The sequence below is a fragment of the Halobacteriovorax sp. HLS genome (genome assembly GCF_004006665.1).
Taxonomy (GTDB): domain Bacteria; phylum Bdellovibrionota; class Bacteriovoracia; order Bacteriovoracales; family Bacteriovoracaceae; genus Halobacteriovorax.
On the sequence record NZ_QOCL01000014.1, the window covers coordinates 596,731 to 619,732 of the forward strand.

Genomic DNA, 23,002 nt, shown 5'->3' on the forward strand with positions numbered 1-23,002 from the left:
AACAGGTAAGGCAGAAGATGGCCATTAAAACTCTAGTTTTTGGCCCTTTCTGTTTTTGAAGATGATCTTATCTATCAATTTTAGTTCACTTTCTAATTTCAGAAAGTAAAACTTTGGTTCAAGATTTTGATAGTGAAGTTCTTCAAAATGTTTAATTTGTTTGATGATTGAATCGGTTTTACTGAAGTATAAAACCACATCAACTGCTGAGCTGATGTAATAATCAATCACTAATTGTTCATACCTTGTGGACTTTTTTTCACTCCGTTCAAATTCAATAGCCCCGTGATAGCGTTCATCGTCGAATTTTATCAGTGCATAACCATCACTATGAAGCTTTACGAACTGACTAGTTAAATCATCGTCAGTGAAATCTTCAAGACATTGAATTTGATTCTCAGAATAATACTGAAGCACATTTTTAGACTGCTTGAGGGACTCCCCAATATATATGAGGGGGAGATCATGCTCAATACTGTCACTTTTAAGTTGCTTGCGTATCAAGTCAAGTGGTCTTGATTCCCTTAATTTCTCAATGCCTTTGTCAGTTAAGTGAAAAATCTTTTGAAAACGCTTTCCATGATAGAAAGAAGAGAAATCTATAAAGTGATTATTTTCCAACTTTTTTAATCTTTTTCTTAGATTGCACTCTTCACTTGTGGGATAACAAAACTGTTTGATCTGGGTAACACTTGCGGCCTTATATTTAAATAAAAACAAAAATAGGCAGAAATCCCTATCCGTTAGTTTTATCTTCGCTACTGCCATTCTTTTTTTCTTTTTCGTTTTCAGATGCCTTCGTGATCACTTTCTTTTTTTCTCCTTCAACCTTTTCAAGGGCCACCATTGGGCCAAAAAAGGTTTTGGTTTTACTTTCGTACTCTTTTCCAAGCAGGGCCAATTCAGTTTCTAGTTCATCTTCTGATAAAAATGGTGCCTGAATTTCAGTAAATTTATTGCCACTGGCCCAGATGCCCCGGCCTTTAATATCAGGTAGATTTAGTGCCATTTTGTTTCCGAGTACTGTCATTGACCCCTGTAGGGTATTCATTTGAAAGCACATTCTCCCACCAATGTTTTCTTGAACTTTGGTATCAATTGTTTCCTTGGTAACTTTTTGTGTTGCTAAAATAAGATGTATTCCGGCAGCACGGGATAATTTTGAAAGTTCATCAGTTAGTTCTCGGGCCTCTGTAATGTATTTCTTCTTAGCAGAGTCTGACTTTACCTTTGTATAAAGAACAGATGCTTCATCAACTCCAATGATAATTTTATCCATCTTATCTCGTTTAGGGCTAATCTCTTTCAGTTTATTCTCTTCTAAGTAGTCAAAACGTCTGTCCATTTCATTCCTAAGATTTTTTAAAACATTAACGGCGTCCTTTTCCGTTTTGATGACTTTCACGTTGGGTAGGTCTTCAAAAGGCCTCATTTCAACACCTTTTTTTAAATCCAAAAGGTAAAGCTGAATGTTATTACTGCCCTTTAAAAGAGAGACCAGTGTTTGCTTGAAGAAAACACTTTTACCGCCACCTGTCGTTCCAGCAATCAACATGTGCGGCAAAGTTGAAATATCCTGAGTTAAAAAACCTCCTAGTGATTCACCAATTGAAAATGTGTAAGGACTATTTTTACTTTCAGGCATTTCATAGTAGCTGACTTTTTCAGCTAGTGATTTCTTTGTAAGGCTGAACTCTACAAACTTTGGGTTCTTGCAGGGTCTAATATCTTCTACAATTTGCCCAAGAGCGGTCGTGAGGTCGCTAACTTTAGATTGATAGCGATCAATTCCGATGCCTTCAGATTTTAAGAAGACCTTGGTTTTATAATCGTCAACCTCAATAACTCGAATAACTTTTGGAGCCGTTCCGTTGCCTGCTTTTAGCGAAAGAAAGTTAAAATCATTTTGATAAGATTTAATCTTTTTATACTCTCTTGCACCAATCAGAGGAAACGACAAAAACAATGCTCCTAATGAAAATAGGAGAAAGTATTTTACCCACGATAATTTTACAAAAAATTCTATTACTGTATCAGTAAAGGCAAACGGTAGTATCTTATTAAGAATTACCAAAAAATCATAATTGTAGGTTAAAGAGAAAATTATCATTAATGCCAATGTGATATAAAACCATGTCATGGCAGATTTAACTTTTATTTTCTTTATTCCATAATATGAAATATCAAAATAGATCATAAATAATTTTCCCAATGCGTCAAACAGCTTTCCGGCCGCTTCGTTACTTTTATCCTTCTTCATAAGTCTCCTTTTTTCATGTTGAGAGGTGCCATCAGTGAAATAATAAGATCAACTCCGGCATCTATTGTGACGTAGGGTTTTTCTGCTGATAGCTCCTGTGCTTGTCTAGCAGCCTCCATATCAGTTACTTTAGAAACCCCGTGGTAAAGTGCATTTTTCATTGTTGCCTTGGGTGTTACAGCACCACTTTCACCAAGGGCCTTCTTTTCGGTCAAGACCTCTGTCATTCCTGAAACCATACTCAATCCAAGGGTGGTGGCTATTCTGACTCCTGCCGTCCCGTGATAATCACCAAGTATTCCAGAGGAATAATCATCAGGATTGAGGGCCTGAGCGTTAATTTCAACTTCCATGCCTGTTGGCAGAATCGCTTTAGCAAACTGGACAAATACTTTTTTACCATGTCCTGAGTATTTTGCAGTTCCTAGAAGAATAGTGTCGTTTGGCAATTTGCTTCGGCCTTTAAATGAACCACCATAGGGGAGCAAAACTTTAATAAACTGGTTTTGTTCACGGGTATCAATTCTACTAATTAATTTTCCAATGAAGTTTGTCCCTGTAGGGATTGCGTCTTGATAAGTTGCCAAGTCGGAACGAGATATAATTTGTTTTGCCATAAGTTTAATATTTGGCATTCTTTTTATACTTCTCGTTTTAACTTTTGATCTACTTTGATCACCAGCCTTTATGCCGCCGCCAATCTTTTTACTGCCAGTGACTATCTGTTCTGCTTCTTGAAACCTATCCGTATTGATTAGAGATTTATCCACCTTCTTTACAATTGCAGTATTTTCAACCTTACCAAACACTTGAGCCAAGATAATTGCCGTAATTATAAAGAAAATACTAATAAAGCTTATATTCCTCTTGTTTAGAGTGGACTTACCATCAGATTCAATAATAAAGACAGACTTTAAACCTTCTTTTGCTTTTTTAATTATAAGAACTGCCTCGAAATGATTAATCTATTTACATCGTCCTTATTGAAAAATTGCAGGGTAAAACCTTCCTTTTTCTTTAGGTTAAAAAATATGCGCCCCTTTATCCCAAGATTCTTTTCAATCCTTTGGCCAGAAAAAATCAATCTTTGCTCTGGAAGTTTGATCTTCGAGCGAGTAAGAAACAGGTCAACGTCTTTTATGTTGATTGCGTTCTTGCTATTGTTGAAAAGGCTGAAATCAAGAACATAAAAATTGGGCTTGAGTTCCGTTACTTTCTCAAGAGAGCAGTTAAGCTTTGATTTTAGCTTAAGACTCTTATTGAGGGTTTTCGCTGACAGCTTAATTTTCTTAGGCTTACTCATCCTCGGTGATTTCCAAGATACGTTCACAAGATCGTCATAACCGGAGAAATTACCAGCATTTAAAATGAATCCAAAAGTATGGTATTCACCATAAACAAAGAGATTTGTTTTAACTGGCCCTTGAGGCTGTATGGTAATATCGTTTCCAATAAATTCCACATTGAAGTAATTTTGATTTCCAACCACAACCTTTTTGGGTGTTTCCTTAAATCTTAATACTGTTGACTGTCCCAACTTCAAATAGATTGTTCTCATCTCCTTTGAAGAAACTTGTATTGTTCTAATATTTCCTGCTAATGCAATTTCTACAGTAAAGAGCAAACCTAATAATAAGAATAGTTTCATTTATTTTACCTCGTGTTCTATAAGTCCATTGACGTAAAGCCCCAGTGGATTCCACTTGTTGGGTGAGTCCTTTATTATTTGCAATGAAATTTGGGTCACTGATATAAAAGGGACACCCTTTAGTCGAATAATCCTGTCAAATTGAGATACGACCTCTTTATCTGTTATTGACACCTTAATGTTGCCAACATATTGGCGATACTCAGGAGTTGGCTTTGAATCCTTCTTTGTTTTGCTTTTTATTAGATTTAAAAAATCAGCAGTTACAAAGGGGTGGATATTATTCATCATGATATCTTTATCTAGCTTTTCCCATTCGTAATTGGCTTTAATAAAAGCGATTACAAATTTTTCAATCTCATTTTTTCCAATATCGGTACTTTTTCTCGTTGAAGAGTACCTTTCAGTATTTTCACCACTCTTTTCTATGACCACAGGTGGAAGTGTTGCTACATAGGCCAAGATAGAAAGAGTTAAAAGAAGGCATCCAGCTAATGAAAAACATATTACTCTGTAGCTGTGTGTAATCCTATTGAGAGCAAGCCATTGTCCTCTTGCATTTAAATTACTCATCTTTTTTACTCCTATTTTTAAAATCAACTTTGACGACATTTTTTGGAAGCACAGTTGGTTTAGTATTCATTTTTTTTGAGAAATGTTCTCTTGCCCCAGTTAATCCAGATTTCATACCTGTTCCCATGCGATTAAATCCACTCGCAGTTCCCTGCATGGCACCTTTGCCAAGTTTTTTACCTTGTCTTTTAGAAAACTCGGTAACGACTTTTCCGGTTGCTAATGTCGGTGCTGCTGCAAGTGCAGATGCCGCACTAGACATTCCATCATTGATTAATGATTTAGTTGTAAAAGGAATAAAGAGCATTGAAAGACCAATGCAGAGATTTACAAGAATACTTGTAAGAAAATTATCCCAATCACCAACTGCAGGGCTGGTTGCAAGTTTAAGTAGCATTACACCTAAAATCGACCATAGTATTTTCCATGTAACCACATTAATAAGTCCTTTATAAAGATTGGACGTTACAAATGACGTTCTTCCAGAAATATACATAAGAATCATAAGTGGTGAGCAGACATATAGAACTGACCACACAAAATGAACTAGCACATTGGCCACAAATACACCGACATAGGCAATGATATAAGAGAGGAGATTTAAAATAAAAATCACGGCCTCTCTAAACTTTAACCAACTAACTTCTGATTCGTTGTAGTTTTGTTCCAAGTGTTTCATTAAATCACTAAGCTGAGTTAGCCCATTTATTTTGTTTGCCACCCCATCACCAACCATTGCAATTGCATTGATACATTGATCAAATGAAATCAATAGAATAATGGATATGACCACTCTTTTTAAAATAACTGAAACATTCGGATTTCCCTCTGGGAGCTTAAAAAACTCAAATATGATCGTTAAAAGCGTAAAGGGTACGATGAGTATCCAGTACAGCTCTTGCATATTTGTATTTAGCTCCTTACACACCTCGGGTAAGTATTCAAACATCAGAATTTCTGTAGTTTCATACTTCCGTCAAAATTTTTAAGGTTGCTTTTAATATCACTATTAATTTTATTAAAATGACCTACGCTATCTTTTCCTGCCTTATTATTCATAGCTAAGCTCTCACTTTGAAGCTTCAAAATCTGCCCATTGATACGGAGCAATTGATTTAGAGTATGAAGAATTTTAGAGTTTGTTTCAGCAGTCATTCTTGCAGCTCCTTTAGGAGAAGCACGTCTACTTTGTATTGAAATCTTGTTGGCATTTTCCTCCTGATTTTTTGCATACTTTTTGATATTGCTGGCCATTTTTATACTTTCAGCAACACTTTGGTCATGTAGCATTTGTAATGCGGCTTCATCAGATTTTGGAATGGCCCCATAAACCTCTTGAATAGTATTGAAAGCCTTTTGAAAATTATGAAGCTCTGATAAAATTCTCTCGTCCTTTATAGGAAGTGAGTTTAATAGACCCAGTGAATTTTCAAGACCTGAGTTAATAAGTCTTATATATTGATCTCTATTTCTTGCCGTATCCACCATTGATTTTAATTGCTGATAACGTTTGATATTTTCAGCTAATATTTTAACCAAATAGGGGATTTGTGCCCATCCCGCACCACCATCACCCCAAAAGGCATAAGAAGATGGGGCCTGAAGTATCAAGAGTGAGCTTACAATTAGTACTTTTAGTTTTTTTATGCTGCCTCCTTGTCGTTATAGGCAAGTTTTTTAAGAATTTCTATTGTCTTCAACTTTGGAAACTTCTTTTTCATTTCTTCGATTTGGGCCTTGTCGAAACCATCTGTTGTACAGACCCAATAGCTCAAGGGATCAGGTATAAGTCTAAGAACAATTTTTCTTTCATCTTGCATGTAGAGAAATTCAGAATATTCCCCTTTGACCAGTTCAAGGCTTTTAACTACTGCCGTTTCATCCCCCGTGAAATCCATAGTCTTTTGAAAATCTTCCCAATCGATCTTTCTTTGTCTTAAAATGAAGACACTACTTGTATTTGGGAAAACGGCATTTTTAATTTCTTGATTACTCAAAAAATCTTTGTAGTTTTGGCTTATGCACCAGATGCCCCCATTAAACTTTCTAAAGGTTCGATAAGCTTCCATTGTGAAACTCAACCCACTTTTTGTTTCAAAAAGCTTCCATGCTTCATCAATGATAAGAAGATAAGGTTTTGAAGTATCTTTAGCCGCTTCATTTTTAATGAAGTCAGTAAAGAGAAGAAGAAAAACATTTTGGAGATCCGAATAAGTATCAAGTCCTTTCATTTCAATAGTAATCAAATCTTTTGAAAGGGTGACATTACTTTGACCATCAAGCATCCTTCCGTAGGCCGTATTACCTGTCCATGAGTAAAGTATTTCGGCGTACTTATTTATTTCAGGATTACGATGCTTTTCTAAGACTTCTTTATAATCACTGAGAGTCGGCGTTTTCCCATACAACTTATCATAAGTCATAAAAATTGCTTCTTCTAGCAGCGCCTTATCTCTCTTGGGTAGGCCATTTGAATCTTCATCTTTTAGAATTGATTCCAGTGCAGCTAAAATAAGTTTTACCTTTGATGTTGACGGCGTTTTTTCACCATTAAGATCAAACATATTAAGACAAATTTTAGAATCAATATTTAGATCAATGAATTCACCACCAAGAACCTCTAATAATCTTTGAGAGGAAGCACCATTATCAATCCAAACAATTTTAGGAGTTGGGTTTTGTCCATAAAATTGGAGCATCAACTGACAGATCGTAAAACTTTTCCCAGCACCAGACCCACCAAATATTAAACCGTTCCAATTCGGTAGTTCCTTCGCAAAGGGATCAAGGGCAAATAGTGAATAGTCCCGAGAAGGTATTAAGCATACAGGCGTACTGTTGCCTTGCCAGTTTCCATATACTGGGCAAAGATGGCTTGCGTTAGAGCTTTTGACCTTTTTATCTCTAAGTCCTCTACAGATTCCTGGGGCTGAACCAATAAAGGCATCAAGAGAAGGAAAACTCTCAATAAGGCCTTCGCTCTGGTTTAATGCTTTAAATGCTTTCAAAAGGGTATCTGTCTTATTATCTAGCTCCTCAATGCTTTCGTCCCAAATGACTACACTTATATTCATAGAGACAAGTTTTTCCGAACCATCAAGGAGTTCCCTAATTAGCTCTTCGATTTGACCTAATTTGCTTTCAGATTCAAGATCGGACACGTTTTTACTACCAGATGCCATTGAATGGGCAATTCTTCTCTGAAGTTGCAGCCTCTCTAATTCTTTTTTCTGATCTTCAATTTTAATTCCTTGTGATAACCAGAAATGAAATGGAAGTTTCGTGAACTCATGAATCATAGCAGAATAGGTTACCCCTTCTGGAAGAATACCAAGAGTGATCACTCGAAATTTCTTATCCCCAATTTCAATGTATTGCTTTGAATATGAAGCATCAGTTAAAGCAATTTGTTCGCTAAAGTTTGGTGCCAAGTATAAAGATTCATCCCTATACTTAGGTACTCCTAACTTTTCCATGCGATCCAGATTAAAGTATTCAAAACATAAAGTGTGCCATTCTGATGATGCGAGAGTCGTGGGACTCAATGAACAGTGGTTAAGTGCATTCTCAATCTGACGACTTGATCTCAAAAACTTCTTTTTAAATGCATCATATTCAGTTTTTAATATTGGTTCATACTTTTTTAGTGATTCCCAAAACTTTTGCTTTGAATATTTATGCTTGCTACTTCTTACGAAGAGATAGACCTCGCTTTTAAAGTAATTCTGATATTCAATATTACTTTTGAAAAACTCTGTTCTTGCTTCTTGAATATCAAAATACACGCTGGGTGCTGATTTACTCACAGCTCTATGCGCATCAGTTTTTTCTCGGTAGTTTGAATTAACCTTATAAAAGAACTGTAAATTTAAACCCTCATCAATTCCGGTTAAAAGATGTTCAAGGCTTATGGAAAGCTGATTGATTTTTTCAGAATCGGTACAGTTGATGTCAAAACCTTCAAGCTTATAACCTTTGCCGAGGCTTCCATCCTCAAAGACCATAATTTCATTATCAAAATGCCAATAGGGCATCTTATCTTTTAAACTTAGACTCATTGATCCTCACTTGTTTTAAGGTTGAATGCTTCCCGTCCTCTCCTGCTGAAAATGCACCTGAACTGCTGAAATATTTAATGGCATGGACTAGAAAACCATCTGGTTTATTTCTTTTGGTAATAAATAGGATCGTTGCCATTATGGATGGAACCACAAAGACTAAATAAAACCCAATTGCTGTTTGGCCAAAAATTAAGTTCATGATTGCAGCAAAAAGAAGGACAAAAAGAAGATCGTGGACTTCTAGGCCCACGATCTTTAGTTTTGAATCTAATTTTCTATGCACGATAGATTGATTCAATTTCAATTTATTGTCCTGCTGCTGATTGAAACCAGCCGATAATATGTGGTGCCATAAAGCCAACGATACTACATACAATGACCATGATGATTCGCCCTTTTGCTGCGCCATCTCCAGTTAGTGCCAAGATAACGGCATAAACTAAACCAAGCACACTGACTAAAGGCAGAATAACGGTGATCAGCTTTGTTGTTAGCCCTTGCATTTTGGATTCAAATCCACCGCCAATTACTTGAGCGAATGCTGAATCTGGATAGAACGCCAATAACGTAATAAGCCCAACCATTAAACCAAGTGATAAAAGATTTGATTTATTAATCATGTTTTACTCCCAATAGTAATTTTTTAGTGTAAGGCCCAAGCGTCATAATGATGTCTCCATTAGTCTCAGTATTACTAATGCCTTCTCCTATAAGTTTGCGTTGATGGAACTTTCCATTTCTTTTGATGACGACTTCAACTCTAAAGTTGATTTGATCATCAGTAGAATTTAGAGGCCTTAGGTAGTATTGATTTTCTGGATGCATATCAATCTTAAGGCGATATTCACCATATTTTTCATCGTGAAAGGCCACTCCTGCCGGAAAGTATTTATTTGTTTGCTGATCTAGCCACCAGAGCTGCAAAGTTTCATTCTTCTGTTCATTATTTTTATTCATATTAATCTCCAAAAATTAATCTTATATTTTCACCACCCAAGTTCATTCCAAATATTTTTCTATGCTATACAAAGCTCCTGTTTTTGATCTGTCTTCATTAACTCCCTTAGATGTATAAGGGCAGATTCTTTTACTTTTAATACTCGTGCTGCTGTTGAGCAGATTGATTTTGCGATTTCGTACTCACAGAGGTTTTCCCAGAATGATAAATAAATAACCACGAGTTCCTCTGAGGGAAGTTGAGTTACTTTTTCTCTAACCAAGTCTTGTTCTTCCACACTGTATTTTCTAAAGGCGGAAGGGACAGAGTTCATCTTTTCTAGGTATTCCTTTTCTTGTCTCACGTCTGATAGCTTTTCTAATCTTCTTGGTTCCATTGTTATTTCTTTAACGTACACGGCAATCTCCTTATTTAATGAATGGATAGTGGTAGTGAAGCTTTGCTTTTTCTGCTTCAATTTCTTTAAGTCGTTCTGTGTTGACCGGCCGATTAAGAAAATCAATGAATCGCTTTGCTTTAGTTTTTAAAAATGATTTCTTGCGACCTTTTTTTCTTTTGAACTTTTCAATTTTGCTTTTTGATAAAACCATATTTCCCCCTGAGTTTCTCAGTTAGTTTCTGGTTTTATGTATTGCTGGTGTTGTGCCAACTTTAAGAAAAAGATTTTTTCTTAAGAAAATAGACACTTAGAGGATTAAAGATAATTATTGAGTGCAGAAAAATATCGCATAAAAATGTCGCGCGATATTTAAGTGTCGCAGTTGTGCGATATTAAATTTCAGGAAAAAACATTTTCATTGTGAAATCATGAAAATTAGAATCGTAATATTCTCTACAGGTACATTCGCTATGACATGATCTTTTTATTATTGGAGCGTCTATTTTACCCTCTGTCATTGCCATTTTAAGAGCACCATAGGCAGTGCTATATAGGTCAACTTTTTCATCAGATAGATTTATAAACGGATCATCTAAGATTATTTTATTAATGTGGTTTTTAATGTCCAATGCGCCGCCGCAATGTCTGAAAATTATCATCTGGTCAAAGCGACCCCTTAGAAAGTGTTCTTTGACATCATCTTTCCCAGTAAACCATCTTTCAGAATACGATTTCCCTGCCCATTTTGTAGGGTTTAGTTTTGAAACCCATACTTTTCCAGTATTCTTGCTTTTTAAAATTTTTAAATCAATATCAAATAGTACTGGGCCATAGTTGTTTATTCTTTTAGCTCTCTTATGAATATCTACGGAGTCAGTAAAGACATCGAACCAGACATCATATCTTTTGTCATCAGAGTCTGAATATTGTGAAGTTTGTATTCCATTGTCTCTCTCTAGAGTTCCTCTTGAGATCAACTGGGCACTTCGTAAAAATGAGCAGGAGGTCACCACTGAGTTAGCGTGATGTAATGAAGTAATTCCTTTCTCGCTTAATATGTCATATAGAGCTTTAGGTGAAATGTGCATTTATAACTCCCTGTACACCAGTTGTATTAAGGTTAAATTAAAAGAAGTATCCGTCCCAAAAATCTTGGTCACTAGGATCAAATGCGTCATCATACTCTTTTTCATACCAATCACAGAACTTTTCATCTTCTTCTAATTTACCTAGAGAAGCGAGTGATTCCTCTAATTCTCTATTGTCTTTCTTGCTTCCTGATTCCCAATCTTCTGTTAAGTACTTTCTTGAAATAGCATCATTTATTTCATCTTCTTCACCAAACTGTAGTTTTGGATGTGGATGATCGTAAAAGTTTCTAAGAAGCATTCTTTTAACAAGATTAGAAAATACCCCAAGGTTATGTTTTACATCTTTGACTTTTTCATCAAGAAGCTGTTGGTATGTTGCTACACCTGTTGCTTTCTTTGCTTCCTGAACATCTATTTTATCTTTTTTGCTTTCAAGCTCATTTATGTATTTGTCTTTTTTATCAATTTCATCCACCATTTCATTTATTTCGTCTTGAAGGCTCTCTTTTTCATTTGTGAGAGAATTAAACTTTTCAAAAGGAACGGTGTTTATATCTGGCTGCTTAATTTTAATTTTTTTGGCAGTTTCAATATATTTTTCTACAATACTTTTCCATCTGCCATCGCCAGTGGGGTTAATTGTACTTTTTTCTTTTATTGTTTTTCTAATATTGTATATGGAGTTATCATCTAAGATTTTCTCACAATGATTTTGAACATTAAGTGGACCTACTGATTGAAATGAAACAGGTTCAATTAAAATGGGAATAACATGACAATCAGCTAACCAAGATGCACCCATTTCATTTAAGCAAATTTCACTACATTTATAATTTTCTGAAATCATTAGAAAGGAAATTTCAGCAGGCTTAAGTGCATTTTTTATTTCTGTTACAAAATTATCGCCTGACAGGTTTCCAAGCCCCTGCATGGAAGAACAGTATATTTCATCATCGTTTATTCTAAGTCCTTTAACCAAAATATCATCAACAAAGAGTGATACAATTTTTTCATCTAATGACGAATGGCTGACGAAAAACCGCTTTTGAGTTTTTGACATAATTTACCTCTGAAATTGAATTGTGTGCTTTTCGTATTATCGGATAAATGGAGGGAAATATTAGTTATTTATGGTGTGGACTCGATTGGTCTAGTATTCTATTTTCATCTTTAGCTCTTAAGATGAACAACAATATCGAAATAAGGTAGATATTAATATTAAATTTATTAACCAGTAACCATCCTAGTTGTGCAATACCATAGCCTAGGTACATAGGGTGATTGAAAAAGCGGTACATTCCTTGTGTTTGTTTTTCGCCACGCTTTGCGGGGGAAACTCCTAGCTTCGTTCCTAAGTCAATAGTGGCCCAAGTGACGATCAGGAAACCTATTATTGTTAAAAGATCAGCTCCAAGCCTGTATATTCTTAACTCTAGTCCGTAAGGTGCTGATAAATAAATGAGAGGAAGACCACTAGAGATATAAGCAATCATTGACATCATTTTGGTAGATTTTATTTCTGCACTCTCTCTTTTCGCTAAAAAGTAGGAAGCGATCAAATCCCTAAATGAGAGGACTAGAAAAAATAATTCACCTGATTGTGTCCATCTTGTAATAGAAATAGAAGCAAAGCCAAACATTATAAGGCTTCCTATATATTTTTTGTAATCAGGTTTGATCGCTTCAGTTGTTTGCATATTAGATTCCAGGGTTTTGTCTTCCCTCTAAAATTCCTCTAATGTCTAGGTCAGGAAACTGCTGTCTTTGCAATTCTTCTAGCATGATTTCCTTTCCTTCGATTAATCTTATGTAGTGGATCATATTTTTGATTATTAATTCCTTTTTTTCTTCTTCAGTTAAAATTACTTGTGGCTCGTTTTCTTCTCTTATTTCTGCTTTGGAATTATATAGAAGATTCACTAGTACGGCCTCTTGTTCAGAAATTAATTCTGGTAAACTAGCAACATCATCGGCATAGCTTTTAATAGTTTGTGCTGATGCACTAATCGCAAGCATAATTGCAATGGCTTTCAAAGTCGTTTTCATTTGGTCACTCCCTCTTTGGATAGAAAATTGATTATTGTTTGAATTGTTTCGTTTGGACATTCGTAATGTGCAAAATGTCCTGCACTTTTTATAATTTCAAGGTCAAATCCTCCCGTTTCGGCTTCATGTTTTGCAGAATGTGGTGGTAGCACTTGATCAAGTTCACCAGTGATAAAAAGTTTTGGAATATTTAATGCTTTTAAAGATTCTAGGCAATGTTCTTTTGTGGAGCTTTCGGTAATTGCGAGGCTGTAGCTTTTGACACATACTCTATCATCAGTAATTACTTTGATTCCATCGCTTGAAGTTTCTGGATTAAAATAAAAATCCCTGTAAGCATAAAACCATTCTTTGTAAATTTCATCAGTCGGCGATATTTCAAGTTTTTTTGAAATATCAATGTGCTTTTGTGATAAATCAAGATCAAAGTTTTGATTCATTACTCTAAATGCATTTGCCGTAACAGGTGAACCAATGACAATTAATCCTACAATATTCGGCTTCTTGTCGCTTGTAATATCTATTGCTTGTATTCCGCCAAAAGAGTGACCACAGAGGACAACATTCGGAATATCATTAATATATTCTTCAATTTCTTTAAGTAGATTTGAATAAGTTGGCTCTATGTTCAGTTTAGAAGTCGTTCCCATAGGGTCTAAAAAATGTAAATTAAATCTTTCGCTCAGCTCTAACAACGGTTTGAAGGATAGGGAACTAAGACCTGGCCCACCCGAGACAAATACCAAGTTGATACTTGAGTTACTATTCTTAATTATGTTCGCCTCCATTATATACCCACCTGATTTGATGACGGCCTACCTCTACTGATATGCGGAATTAACTCTTCAAGATCATATCTTTTTATCCATCTGTGAAGTGTTGAAATATGAACTCCTAATACTTTTGCTCCTTCGACTTTATTACCTTTTACTGTATTCAGAGCATCAATGATGTTTGATTTTATTTCTGCTTCTTTAAGTTTTTCATAGTGAAATTTTGGCTTTATCTCTTCGAGCATTTTAGGTGCAGATATATTCAGAGCCTTATATACTATGACATCATCAATTGTTCGCCTATCTGTAAATACAAGAGCACGCTCAATAATATTTCTAAGCTCCCTTACATTTCCCGGCCAGTGATACTCTTTAAGCGCACGGTATGCTGAAGGTACTACGTTGTAGTAATCGCCATTTGAAAGTTCATTTATAAACATCGTGGCATAATAATCGATATCCTCATGTCTATTCCTCAAGGCTGGAAGTTTAAATATGAATGTATTTAATCTTTGTTGTAGGTCGAGGCGAAACTCGCCCTCAGCTACAAGATTGTCTAGGTCGTGGTGAGTTGCCGCTATAAACCTGAGATTAACCTTTCTGGGGACAGTTGAACCAACAGGCATGACTTCCTTCTCTTGAATCGCTCTAAGAAGTTTAGATTGAATTTCTGGTGAGCAATCCCCAATTTCATCTAAGAAGAAAACGCCATTATGGGCCTGCTCAAGTAAACCTATTTTGTTAGATGTAGCGCCAGTAAAAGCACCTTTTGTATGCCCAAATAATTCTGATTCAGCAGTCTCTTTCGGAATACTCGCCATGTTGGCAGCGACAAGACGCTTTCCAAGGAAGTTAGAAATATATTTTGCCATATATTCTTTGCCTGTCCCAGACTCACCATTTATTAATATGGATGCATTACTATTACTCTGAAGAAGTTTATCAATGCTTCTGAAAATTTTCTTGATTTCTTTAGATTTCGTTTTGAATTGAAAGCCTTTAATTTTTTGTGCCTCCAATTCTTTTCTCTTTAAAATTCCTTTTCTGATAGCAATCCTAAGAGTTTCATCATGATCACCATCTTTTGTTACAAATTCAACCAAAGGTCTTTTCGTTGCTTCTACAACTCTTTTTGTATCTTTATCACCACTTAATACAATGAAAGGGATCTGATGGTGCTCTTTGGTCATGTGATCTATGAGAGATAATCCGTCCTGTTCGTGACCTTCAAAATTAAGATCAACGACTGCAATTTGTATATTATCTTCTTTGAGGCGATTTTTTGCTTCTGATACGCTTGATGCTGTACAGATTTCAAACTCATCAGAAAGAAGGATTTCACTGCTTTCTAAAATGCCTCTGTCATCATCGACTAGTAAAATTAGTTCTTTTTCCATGTTTACCCCTGTAGTCTTATATCAAAGCAAGCGCCACCTAAATGTGATTTTCTATATATGATTTTTCCACCATGAAGTCTCACAATGTGATTAGCACTTGATAATCCGATACCTAGACCGTTTTTCTTTTTTGATTTTCCTCTGCCCTGTAAAAAAAGTGAGACCATTTCTTCTTGGATACCATCACCATCATCTGATACAGAAATAGAAATTTCCTTTTCAAGTTTTTGGACAGCAACTTCAACAATGTTTTTGCTCGCTTCAATTGCATTAACAACTAGATTACTTATTGCTCTTCCAAGCATCATATTGTCATGAGCAACATTTGTTAAAATGGACTCATATCGCTCTACTATTTCAATGTTTTCGTAGTCGGCCATTGCCATTTGAGCTTGGCCAGCCGCTTTTTTAACAGATTCATTTATATTTAAATCGTTTGGATTGATTTCAACCTTGAGATTTCCTTTTGAAGCTTTGACCTGAAAAAGAATTTGCTCCGCGATCTCTGCGACCCTGTGCTTGGCAAAATCTTTTTTATCTTCAGATATGCCGTCCTTATTTATCACCTTGATCATTTGTTTTAAAGCAGCAACGGGAGTGTGCAAATCGTGAATAAGTTTTTTATATGCTTCAACAGCAAGCTCTCTACCTTTGGACTCAGCAAGATGATTATTACTTATTTTAAGCTGCGAATTTGTTGTCAGAATAGCATTATAAATATTTTCTAGTTCTTCAATTCTTAAGTATCCTTCAAGGTTTACTTCACCAAACTTCTTGAGGTCATATATGCTTTTCTCTAAGTCTTTTATTGGTTCAATTGACTTCTGTGCAGTGGATATGATTTTTGTAGCTAAAACATTTAACAAAATAAAACTAAGTAAAAATACAATAATTGCGACACCAAGAACCATTGAGAATAAATCGAGAGTAGGATTTAAAAGGTAAATTGTTCCCTTTGATGTTAACGGGCCTCCATCTCTTTTTATCTCCGTTTTAGAAACAATATATTGTGTTGATAATCCGCTTTCAATTCCCAAAACCTTAATCCCATCTAAATGATAGGGTTTACCGATTAGTGTATTATCAGAACTAGACGCAATGATCTCTTTGTTTTTTGTAATATTTAAAATGACATTTTTTTCTTCAGCAACTGAGGTGATAAATCTTTGTAGCTCTGGGCCATCTTGAGTTTCAACCAGCGTTGAAATATGTGGAGCAATGGCTCTAACGAATGATCTATCATTTTCAGAGTAAAAGACTAGTATGGCATAGGCAGCGAATAATGCAGTCAATATTGATAAAGATATTGGTAATGCTATTTTATACGGCAAAAGTTTTTTAGATAAATATTCCTTGAAGGTTAAAGTTTTATTTGTCACTTTTCACCTCCAAGTATGCATTGAACGTCAAAGCCAACCTTTCTATAATCGATATAAGCAACAGCTAATAAATTTGGCTGGAAATTCTTAACACATTTATGAATCCAGTAATGAGGTCTTGAATGAAACAAATTTGCTGATAGTGAAAGTTCATTAACTCTTTTGGCTAATTTTTCATAAACTTTATAACGCTTAATACGATCTTGAAGACTTCTTGCTTTAACAAGAAGACTATCAATTAGTGTGTCCTTAACGCCACTATAGTTATCGGGATTATTAGAAGCGAAATTATTTAATAGGAACTCTGTATCAGGATAATCAACAATCATTGAAACAAGAAAAGTCTGAAGAGTTTTATTTTCATATTTCTTCATCATTTCAGACCATTTCAAAATTTCAGTTTTTATATTCCAACCTTTATTTCTTAGATCATCTTCAAAAAACTTTGCAATTTCCTCACTTTTTTCAAGTCCAAAAGGAATGGTAATTTTAATTTGTGAATGTGGTGGGATGAAAATCTTCTCATTTAATTTTGTCTTTTCTTGAACGTGGCCCGGAAATCCTTGTGGTACATAGCCAAAAGCAGGAGCCGCACTTGGATAGAATTTATGTCTAAATTTTTCATTATCAATACTTGTTTTAAGTGCCTTTCTTACTTTTAGATCATTAAGTGGTGGAATCCTAGAATTAAACCCAATAATCCAAGTATCGGCCACAACTGTGCTAATATCTTGTCCGTGTTCAAAGACATCTTCCATACCACTAAGTGGCCAACTTGATAAATCATGAACCTTTCCTAATTTTGCTTCCTTCATTGCAGTATCTTGATCTACGGCCCTGAGTATTAGTGTTTTTAATTTAGGAGTCGCTCCATGATATTTTTCAAATCTCTCTAATATAATGTCATTTTCGCTTTGTGATATTAATTTGAAAGGCCCTGATCCGATTGGAGCCTTGAAAAACCCTTTCTCATTTACTTGATTAGCTGGAAGAATTTTTGCTGTTCCCCCTGCGAGGACATAAAGAATTGGTGGAAATGGACTTTTAAGTTCTATCTTAACGATATTACTACCAACGGTTTTTATACCCTGAAGTTCTTTTGATTTTGCTGAATGATATTCATCAGCACCTTTAATCATATCGTAATATTTAAAGACCTTGCTTTCAGGGGCAAGCATTCGACTTAAAGAGACAACGACGTCATTTGAGGTGATTTTCTCTCCATTATGAAATGTTGCTTTTGAGTTAATTTTGAAAGTAATAGTTTTCCCGTCTTCGCTGGTTTCCCAAGATTCAGCAATGCCGGCCTGAACTCCATAATTTTCTGTAAAGCGGAGCAATCCTTCGTAAACAAGTTCTGAAAAAATTAGTGATGCGCCATCATTCATCTGTGCCGGATCATAAGTCACAGGTTTAGAATACACTGCCTTGATGTAGGGAATTTCTACATGCTTGGTATTCGACTTATTTTGAAAGTGGTATGTTCCTCCAATCAAAATTAGTGCTGTGAATGTTGTTCCAAGAACAATCTTTTTCAACTAATCCCCCCTCGTGGATTTAAAAGTTCTGCACATTCCTAAGGCAAAGGTCGTGCCAAAGTCTGAAGACGTGACTCGGCAGGTTATACAAGCGTTATTTAGGTGGATAGACAATTAGCTCTGTAATAATTTCAGGCTTTTGATGCACATAAGGTCAAAACGATACTGTTTTGCTAAGTAGCCAGTCCCAAATTTGAGAAATAAATATCGCACGACTGCTATATTTAAAAATATCGCGTGCGATATTTTATGCGATATTTTTCTCACCAATTCTTTTGCGAAATTTTCTTAACTCTCTAAAATTTCTAGCTCAATTGGAAATGCCAAAGTTGGTATTGTGATTGCGTAGCTCATAAGTGGGAGAAGACTAAAGTATAGCTTATCACTCTTGTTTATATTGGTAATAGCTTGTCATAGCTTATTATAACTGGTTGAATATATGTATTAAATTATTGCATTTATTAAGGGGTTAAAGGTGACTGAACCTGAACGATGGTACTCCGTCGAGGAAATCGCATTACATTTAGGAGTTTCTAAAGAAACGATCTATCGCTGGGTAGAAAAGGAAAAGATTCCTGCTCATAAGGTTGGTCGACAATGGAAATTTAAGGTCAGTGAAGTTGATGAGTGGGTTACTTCTGGTGGAGCAAAGGAAAAGGGGAAAATATGAGTGAGAAAATAACTTTAGGTCAATTAGAACAATTCTTATGGGGTGCCGCTGATATTCTTCGTGGAAGTATGGATGCTTCTGAATATAAAGATTATGTTTTTGGATTTTTGTTTTTAAAAAGACTGTCGGATCAATTTGATGAAGAACGTGAATCAATAGCTGCTTCGTGGAAGAAAAAGGGTAAAACTCAAGGGCAAATTGATAAACTTCTTGAAGAAGAAGATGAATATGACTCTTTTTTTATTCCACCACGGGCGCGTTGGGAAAATATTAAGGATTTGAAAAAAGATATTGGTTCGGAATTAAACAAAGCATCTGAAGCAATAGAAGAATACAATGAAGCAATTGAAGGGGTTCTTCAGGCCATTGACTTTAATAATAAAAACAAACTTTCAGATAAAAAACTTCGTGATTTACTATCTCATTTTTCAAAGCATCGACTCAGGAATATTGATTTTGAAAGTTCCGATCTACTAGGGTCAGCTTACGAGTATTTGATAAAACAGTTTGCTGACTCAGCGGGGAAAAAGGGTGGAGAATTTTATACACCATCAGAAGTCGTACGTTTAATTGTAGAATTAATTAAACCAAAAGCTGGAATGAAGATATACGATCCAACTTGCGGCTCAGGAGGAATGCTTCTTCAAGCTCGGCATTATTTAGAAGAGCATGGGGAAGACCCTGAAAATATGGTACTTGCTGGACAGGAACTAAATTTATCAACATGGGCCATTTGTAAAATGAATATGTTTTTACATGGTGTTTATAGTGCAGATATTAGAAAAGGAGATACCCTATCTACGCCACAACATACAGAAAATGGAGAGCTTAAAACATATGATCGTGTTGTCGCCAATCCACCTTTCTCTTGGGCATGGGACCCAAACTCTGTTGAAGATGATACTTATGGGCGATTTCCATTTGGGATACCAAGTAAGTCTGCGGCTGACTTGGCGTTTGTTCAACATATGCTAGCCTCTTTGAATGGCGAAGGGATGATGGGGGTGGTAATGCCTCATGGAGTATTGTTTAGAGGTTCAAAAGAAAGAGACATTCGAAAAGGTATCATTGAAGCTGAACGATTGGAAGCGGTTATCGGACTACCTTCAGGGCTTTTTTATGGAACAGGGATTCCTGCATCAATTTTAATTTTAAATAAAAAGAAACCTGAAGATAGAATAGGCAAAGTTTTATTTATAAATGCTGAATTGGACTATGAGTTAGGAAAGAATCAAAATAAGTTAAGAGACCAAGATATTTCAAAAATAGTAAAGGCATTTACTGATTTTAAAACTTACAGCTTGTACAATCATGATGAAAAACATTTTAGTAGAGTTGTTACGGTTAAAGAAATTGAAGGAAATGATTTTAATCTAAATATTCGACGTTATGCTGATACTTCTGCGCCTCCAGAAATATTTGACGTTAAAGCTATATTAAGTGGGGGAATTCCAAAGTATGAAGTCGAAGATGGATATATACAAGATATCCTCAATGGTTTTGATATTATTACTGTCTTTGATGAAAGAGATACAGATTACTATATTTTTAAGAGAGAAATAGATTCAAAAGAGAAAATTCGAGAAGTCACAGGTGACATTGATCAAAATATAATTTTTCAGCTTGAAAGATGGTGGGATAAATATTCGTTTTCTTTAAGAGAGATAGAAAGTCAATGTATTGAAGTTGAAAAAGAGATGAATCTATTTCTTAAGGAATTGAGCTATGAGTAAGTTTCCGGCGGATTGGAATCAAGAGAGTTTAAAGAATTTTACAACTGAAAGAACAACGGGGGCAAATTTTAAGCCATCTGAATTTACAGAAAGTGGTAAAGAGGTAATTCCGAAGAAGGGAATAAATGAAAATGGGATATTGTTCATTCCTAATGGAAACAAGGCTTATGTCTCAAATGAAATAGCTAAAAGTTATAAAAAAGCTAATATTGATGGATCATTCTTGGTGACTGTTTTTAGGGATTTGGTACCGACTGGTCCCTCTCTTGGAAGAATAGTAAAAATAAATAGCGACAAGAAATACATTTTGGCTCAAGGAACTGGGGCTTTTAAAACTAACAGTGCGATAGATACAGATTATTTAATTCAATTCTCTAATAGTGATTATTTCCGTAGAGAAATGGGACTCATTACGGTTGGTAGCACACAAGTATTTGTTAAAGGTGAAGATTATTATTCGGTCCCAATATTCTATCCCTCGATAAGCGAACAGAAAAAAATAGGAAAAATTCTAACAACAGTAGATAGGGCTATCTTATTAGCCGAAAATGAAATTGATAAACTTAAAAACTTGAAAAAAGGGATGATGCAAGACCTTTTTACCAAAGGCATTGGGCATACTCAGTTTAAGAATAGCCCAATAGGTAAGATTCCTGCAACATGGGATGCACACATTGGAAAAAAATTTTTAATTTTAGGAGGAGGACCTTCTCCTTCGAGCGTGAACTTTAAGAATCATGGCGACACGCTTTATATAAAAGTTGATGACTTTAATTCTGATGGTAACGAAGACTTTATTGAAAAATCTTTTCTGTCTTTTGATCGTAATGAAAATGATTCTATAAATATTTATGACAAGGGAACGTTAGTAATTGCGAAGCGTGGCGCAGCCATATTAAAAAACAGAGTAAGGCAATTAACTAGAAAAACATCAATCGATACTAACCTTATGGCAATAACTTGTAAGAAGTATATGTCAGAAAGGTTTTTAAAATATTATTTGGAGTTGAGTCGACTTGATAAACTTGCAGATACTACCTCTATTCCACAGATAAATAACCCACATTTAAATGAAATCTTTTATCCTTGCCCACCTAAAGTGGAACAAGAGAAAATTATAAGAATCCTTGATTCCGCTGGAGTTATAATAAAAGAAAAGTTGTTAAGGATAAGGAAATTAAAAAATTTAAAAAAAGGCTTAATGCAAGACCTCCTCACTGGAAGAGTCAGAGTCAGGGTTTAACAAATATATGAAATCATTTGAGGAATATATTCATGAAAGGATAAGTATCGAGATAGTAGATTCATTCTTTTCCATTAATGATTTTTATTTTTATCCAAGTGAAATTTTAAAGTCTATAGCTCCAAAAGAGTTCGAATCAATATGCTACGACTTAGACATCAATCTCGATTCGAATAACATTGAGTTAAGAGAAAATCTTGATCCTGAGTTATCATTAAACTTTTCAAAGGATCATATTGATATTTCAGGTAATAGATTTTCAATATTGGAGGTAATAAAAGAAGGCTATCCAGAGATGCTTGATGTCCTTAAAGCAGGATTTGAAGATTATAAGAAAGAAGAGCTAGGGAAAAATGAACAAACTTTAAAAGTTATCAAAGAAGAGAAGGCCTCAGGTATCCATGCATTAAAAAGTGAGATCGTTCTGTCTTATCCTTCGCCAATCTCCTTTTCATTTCACAATTATCTGTATGCCTCATCTAGTGAAAGTGAAAGATACTCATATTTGAAAGATTGCTGGGAATCAATCATCTATGTATTGTTCTCGATTGTATTGTCTGAATATCTTCAAAATAAAGTCTGGCGCGCTTTTAAAGATATAAAAATAAGTGATATTTATGACTTTAGCATCAGTAAGAAATTGGGAGTGATGAAAAAGTTGATTGAGTTTCAAGACCCATTGACAACAGACTTTATTTCCAATGAGGTTTTGTCCCTAACGATTATTGAAAAATTGATTAAATTAAATAAAGACAGGAATAATGCATTTCACAATCAAACACAGTCAGAGGCTATCCTAAAAAGAAGAAATAGTGAGAATTTAAATAAGATAATAGATATTGTTAGAGAATTAACTTTTTTGAAGGATCTTAAATATTCTCTTTTTCAAGGAGTTGATAAACTTTTTAGTAATAAAATATTTTTTGATGAGTTCGTAGGTCACTCGTGGAACAAAAAGATAATAAAAAAGCAATTTAAGAAAAAAGTCACACCTCCTCTCGTTGGATGTAATGTTTTGCTGCGCTACAAACAGCAAGTATTATGCGTTTCACCATTCCTACACTTTAAACTAAGGGAAGGTTTCAATGAACATCGCTTGGCTTATTTAAAATCCAAAAAAAATGGAATTCTATCATTTGAAATAGTTGGAGCTTCTGGTGAAAGTGCTCAGTTTAATGAGAAATCATCTTCTTTTTCAATTATAGAAAAACTAGAGCGTGAAAAAAATAGAATATCGACAGGGAAGGTATAGT

The 23,002-nt window shown here is 35.0% G+C and carries 25 protein-coding genes; 4 read left to right on the forward strand and 21 right to left on the reverse strand.

The genetic code is table 11. From position 1 onward, the window contains the following. Positions 1–24: 24 nt before the first annotated feature. From DPQ89_RS16920 to DPQ89_RS17020, 21 genes are all read right to left on the reverse strand, one after another. Complete coding sequence (locus DPQ89_RS16920) at positions 25–768, reverse strand: hypothetical protein (protein WP_127718214.1); 744 nt, start codon at positions 766–768, stop codon at positions 25–27. Beyond that, entirely contained in the window at positions 737–2,260 is a 1,524-nt protein-coding gene (locus DPQ89_RS16925) for an FtsK/SpoIIIE domain-containing protein (RefSeq protein WP_127718215.1), read from the reverse strand. Before DPQ89_RS16925 ends, DPQ89_RS16920 begins: the two co-directional genes overlap by 32 nt. Continuing rightward, the gene (locus DPQ89_RS16930) at positions 2,257–3,069 is read right to left on the reverse strand and encodes a TrbI/VirB10 family protein (protein WP_127718216.1); all 813 of its coding nucleotides are present in this window, start codon (positions 3,067–3,069) and stop codon (positions 2,257–2,259) included. Before DPQ89_RS16930 ends, DPQ89_RS16925 begins: the two co-directional genes overlap by 4 nt. 128 nt (positions 3,070–3,197) lie before the next feature. After that, positions 3,198–3,908: a pilus assembly protein N-terminal domain-containing protein gene (locus DPQ89_RS16935; RefSeq protein ID WP_127718217.1), complete on the reverse strand. Its 711-nt coding sequence runs from the start codon at positions 3,906–3,908 to the stop codon at positions 3,198–3,200. Further along, positions 3,909–4,481, reverse strand: a complete 573-nt coding sequence (locus DPQ89_RS16940) for a hypothetical protein (RefSeq protein ID WP_127718218.1) — start codon at positions 4,479–4,481, stop codon at positions 3,909–3,911. Then, a complete protein-coding gene (locus DPQ89_RS16945; protein WP_127718219.1) occupies positions 4,474–5,385 on the reverse strand; it encodes a hypothetical protein in 912 nt (303 codons plus the stop codon). Before DPQ89_RS16945 ends, DPQ89_RS16940 begins: the two co-directional genes overlap by 8 nt. A gap of 44 nt (positions 5,386–5,429) precedes the next feature. Further along, positions 5,430–6,020: a hypothetical protein gene (locus tag DPQ89_RS16950; RefSeq protein ID WP_127718220.1), complete on the reverse strand. Its 591-nt coding sequence runs from the start codon at positions 6,018–6,020 to the stop codon at positions 5,430–5,432. 104 nt (positions 6,021–6,124) lie between these two features. Then, positions 6,125–8,539, reverse strand: coding sequence for a VirB4 family type IV secretion system protein (locus tag DPQ89_RS16955; protein ID WP_127718221.1), 2,415 nt, complete (start codon positions 8,537–8,539; stop codon positions 6,125–6,127). Beyond that, the gene (locus DPQ89_RS16960; RefSeq protein WP_127718222.1) at positions 8,517–8,846 is read right to left on the reverse strand and encodes a hypothetical protein; all 330 of its coding nucleotides are present in this window, start codon (positions 8,844–8,846) and stop codon (positions 8,517–8,519) included. The genes DPQ89_RS16955 and DPQ89_RS16960 overlap by 23 nt, the downstream gene beginning before the upstream one ends. 1 nt (position 8,847) lies before the next feature. Next, positions 8,848–9,162 carry a TrbC/VirB2 family protein gene (locus DPQ89_RS16965; protein WP_127718223.1) on the reverse strand — a complete coding sequence of 105 codons (315 nt, stop codon included), beginning with the start codon at positions 9,160–9,162 and terminating at the stop codon, positions 8,848–8,850. Further along, entirely contained in the window at positions 9,155–9,499 is a 345-nt protein-coding gene (locus DPQ89_RS16970; protein ID WP_127718224.1) for a hypothetical protein, read from the reverse strand. Before DPQ89_RS16970 ends, DPQ89_RS16965 begins: the two co-directional genes overlap by 8 nt. 59 nt (positions 9,500–9,558) lie before the next feature. Then, positions 9,559–9,897, reverse strand: a complete 339-nt coding sequence (locus tag DPQ89_RS16975) for a hypothetical protein (RefSeq protein WP_127718225.1) — start codon at positions 9,895–9,897, stop codon at positions 9,559–9,561. 10 nt (positions 9,898–9,907) lie between these two features. Next, the gene (locus DPQ89_RS16980) at positions 9,908–10,090 is read right to left on the reverse strand and encodes a hypothetical protein (RefSeq protein ID WP_127718226.1); all 183 of its coding nucleotides are present in this window, start codon (positions 10,088–10,090) and stop codon (positions 9,908–9,910) included. A 181-nt stretch (positions 10,091–10,271) separates the two neighbouring features. Beyond that, positions 10,272–10,967: a hypothetical protein gene (locus DPQ89_RS16985; RefSeq protein WP_127718227.1), complete on the reverse strand. Its 696-nt coding sequence runs from the start codon at positions 10,965–10,967 to the stop codon at positions 10,272–10,274. Positions 10,968–11,004: 37 nt separating this feature from the next. Continuing rightward, the gene (locus tag DPQ89_RS16990; RefSeq protein WP_127718228.1) at positions 11,005–12,030 is read right to left on the reverse strand and encodes a toll/interleukin-1 receptor domain-containing protein; all 1,026 of its coding nucleotides are present in this window, start codon (positions 12,028–12,030) and stop codon (positions 11,005–11,007) included. Between the two features lie 64 nt (positions 12,031–12,094). Continuing rightward, positions 12,095–12,667 (reverse strand): isoprenylcysteine carboxylmethyltransferase family protein, encoded by a 573-nt coding sequence (locus DPQ89_RS16995; RefSeq protein ID WP_127718229.1) that lies wholly within the window; start codon positions 12,665–12,667, stop codon positions 12,095–12,097. A gap of 1 nt (position 12,668) precedes the next feature. Next, on the reverse strand, positions 12,669–13,016 hold the full coding sequence (locus tag DPQ89_RS17000; protein WP_127718230.1) for a hypothetical protein: 348 nt from the start codon (positions 13,014–13,016) through the stop codon (positions 12,669–12,671). Beyond that, positions 13,013–13,804, reverse strand: a complete 792-nt coding sequence (locus DPQ89_RS17005; protein WP_127718231.1) for an alpha/beta fold hydrolase — start codon at positions 13,802–13,804, stop codon at positions 13,013–13,015. Before DPQ89_RS17005 ends, DPQ89_RS17000 begins: the two co-directional genes overlap by 4 nt. Further along, positions 13,804–15,186, reverse strand: coding sequence for a sigma-54 dependent transcriptional regulator (locus DPQ89_RS17010; RefSeq protein WP_127718232.1), 1,383 nt, complete (start codon positions 15,184–15,186; stop codon positions 13,804–13,806). Before DPQ89_RS17010 ends, DPQ89_RS17005 begins: the two co-directional genes overlap by 1 nt. A gap of 2 nt (positions 15,187–15,188) precedes the next feature. Next, a complete protein-coding gene (locus DPQ89_RS17015) occupies positions 15,189–16,565 on the reverse strand; it encodes a HAMP domain-containing sensor histidine kinase (protein WP_127718233.1) in 1,377 nt (458 codons plus the stop codon). Beyond that, positions 16,562–18,103, reverse strand: a complete 1,542-nt coding sequence (locus DPQ89_RS17020) for an ABC transporter substrate-binding protein (RefSeq protein ID WP_127718234.1) — start codon at positions 18,101–18,103, stop codon at positions 16,562–16,564. The genes DPQ89_RS17015 and DPQ89_RS17020 overlap by 4 nt, the downstream gene beginning before the upstream one ends. 475 nt (positions 18,104–18,578) lie before the next feature. Between DPQ89_RS17020 and DPQ89_RS17025 the strand changes: the two genes are divergently transcribed. The 4 genes from DPQ89_RS17025 to DPQ89_RS17040 are packed head-to-tail and all read left to right on the forward strand — an operon-like array spanning position 18,579 to position 23,001. Continuing rightward, the gene (locus DPQ89_RS17025) at positions 18,579–18,773 is read left to right on the forward strand and encodes a helix-turn-helix domain-containing protein (protein WP_127718235.1); all 195 of its coding nucleotides are present in this window, start codon (positions 18,579–18,581) and stop codon (positions 18,771–18,773) included. Continuing rightward, positions 18,770–20,506 carry a type I restriction-modification system subunit M gene (locus tag DPQ89_RS17030; RefSeq protein WP_127718236.1) on the forward strand — a complete coding sequence of 579 codons (1,737 nt, stop codon included), beginning with the start codon at positions 18,770–18,772 and terminating at the stop codon, positions 20,504–20,506. Before DPQ89_RS17025 ends, DPQ89_RS17030 begins: the two co-directional genes overlap by 4 nt. Beyond that, a complete protein-coding gene (locus DPQ89_RS17035) occupies positions 20,499–21,749 on the forward strand; it encodes a restriction endonuclease subunit S (RefSeq protein ID WP_127718237.1) in 1,251 nt (416 codons plus the stop codon). Before DPQ89_RS17030 ends, DPQ89_RS17035 begins: the two co-directional genes overlap by 8 nt. A gap of 7 nt (positions 21,750–21,756) precedes the next feature. Then, positions 21,757–23,001 (forward strand): hypothetical protein, encoded by a 1,245-nt coding sequence (locus tag DPQ89_RS17040; protein WP_127718238.1) that lies wholly within the window; start codon positions 21,757–21,759, stop codon positions 22,999–23,001. Position 23,002 lies beyond the last annotated feature (1 nt).

Coding starts and splice junctions, on each gene's coding strand:
- DPQ89_RS16985 (WP_127718227.1), bottom strand. CDS start 10,967: ATGCACATTTCACCTAAAGCTCTATATGACATATTAAGCGAGAAAGGA.
- DPQ89_RS17030 (WP_127718236.1), top strand. CDS start 18,770: ATGAGTGAGAAAATAACTTTAGGTCAATTAGAACAATTCTTATGGGGT.
- DPQ89_RS16920 (WP_127718214.1), bottom strand. CDS start 768: ATGGCAGTAGCGAAGATAAAACTAACGGATAGGGATTTCTGCCTATTT.
- DPQ89_RS17040 (WP_127718238.1), top strand. CDS start 21,757: ATGAAATCATTTGAGGAATATATTCATGAAAGGATAAGTATCGAGATA.
- DPQ89_RS17000 (WP_127718230.1), bottom strand. CDS start 13,016: ATGAAAACGACTTTGAAAGCCATTGCAATTATGCTTGCGATTAGTGCA.
- DPQ89_RS16935 (WP_127718217.1), bottom strand. CDS start 3,908: ATGAAACTATTCTTATTATTAGGTTTGCTCTTTACTGTAGAAATTGCA.
- DPQ89_RS17005 (WP_127718231.1), bottom strand. CDS start 13,804: ATGGAGGCGAACATAATTAAGAATAGTAACTCAAGTATCAACTTGGTA.
- DPQ89_RS16980 (WP_127718226.1), bottom strand. CDS start 10,090: ATGGTTTTATCAAAAAGCAAAATTGAAAAGTTCAAAAGAAAAAAAGGT.
- DPQ89_RS16945 (WP_127718219.1), bottom strand. CDS start 5,385: ATGCAAGAGCTGTACTGGATACTCATCGTACCCTTTACGCTTTTAACG.
- DPQ89_RS17010 (WP_127718232.1), bottom strand. CDS start 15,186: ATGGAAAAAGAACTAATTTTACTAGTCGATGATGACAGAGGCATTTTA.
- DPQ89_RS16990 (WP_127718228.1), bottom strand. CDS start 12,030: ATGTCAAAAACTCAAAAGCGGTTTTTCGTCAGCCATTCGTCATTAGAT.
- DPQ89_RS16940 (WP_127718218.1), bottom strand. CDS start 4,481: ATGAGTAATTTAAATGCAAGAGGACAATGGCTTGCTCTCAATAGGATT.
- DPQ89_RS16955 (WP_127718221.1), bottom strand. CDS start 8,539: ATGAGTCTAAGTTTAAAAGATAAGATGCCCTATTGGCATTTTGATAAT.
- DPQ89_RS16970 (WP_127718224.1), bottom strand. CDS start 9,499: ATGAATAAAAATAATGAACAGAAGAATGAAACTTTGCAGCTCTGGTGG.
- DPQ89_RS16925 (WP_127718215.1), bottom strand. CDS start 2,260: ATGAAGAAGGATAAAAGTAACGAAGCGGCCGGAAAGCTGTTTGACGCA.
- DPQ89_RS16965 (WP_127718223.1), bottom strand. CDS start 9,162: ATGATTAATAAATCAAATCTTTTATCACTTGGTTTAATGGTTGGGCTT.
- DPQ89_RS17035 (WP_127718237.1), top strand. CDS start 20,499: ATGAGTAAGTTTCCGGCGGATTGGAATCAAGAGAGTTTAAAGAATTTT.
- DPQ89_RS16995 (WP_127718229.1), bottom strand. CDS start 12,667: ATGCAAACAACTGAAGCGATCAAACCTGATTACAAAAAATATATAGGA.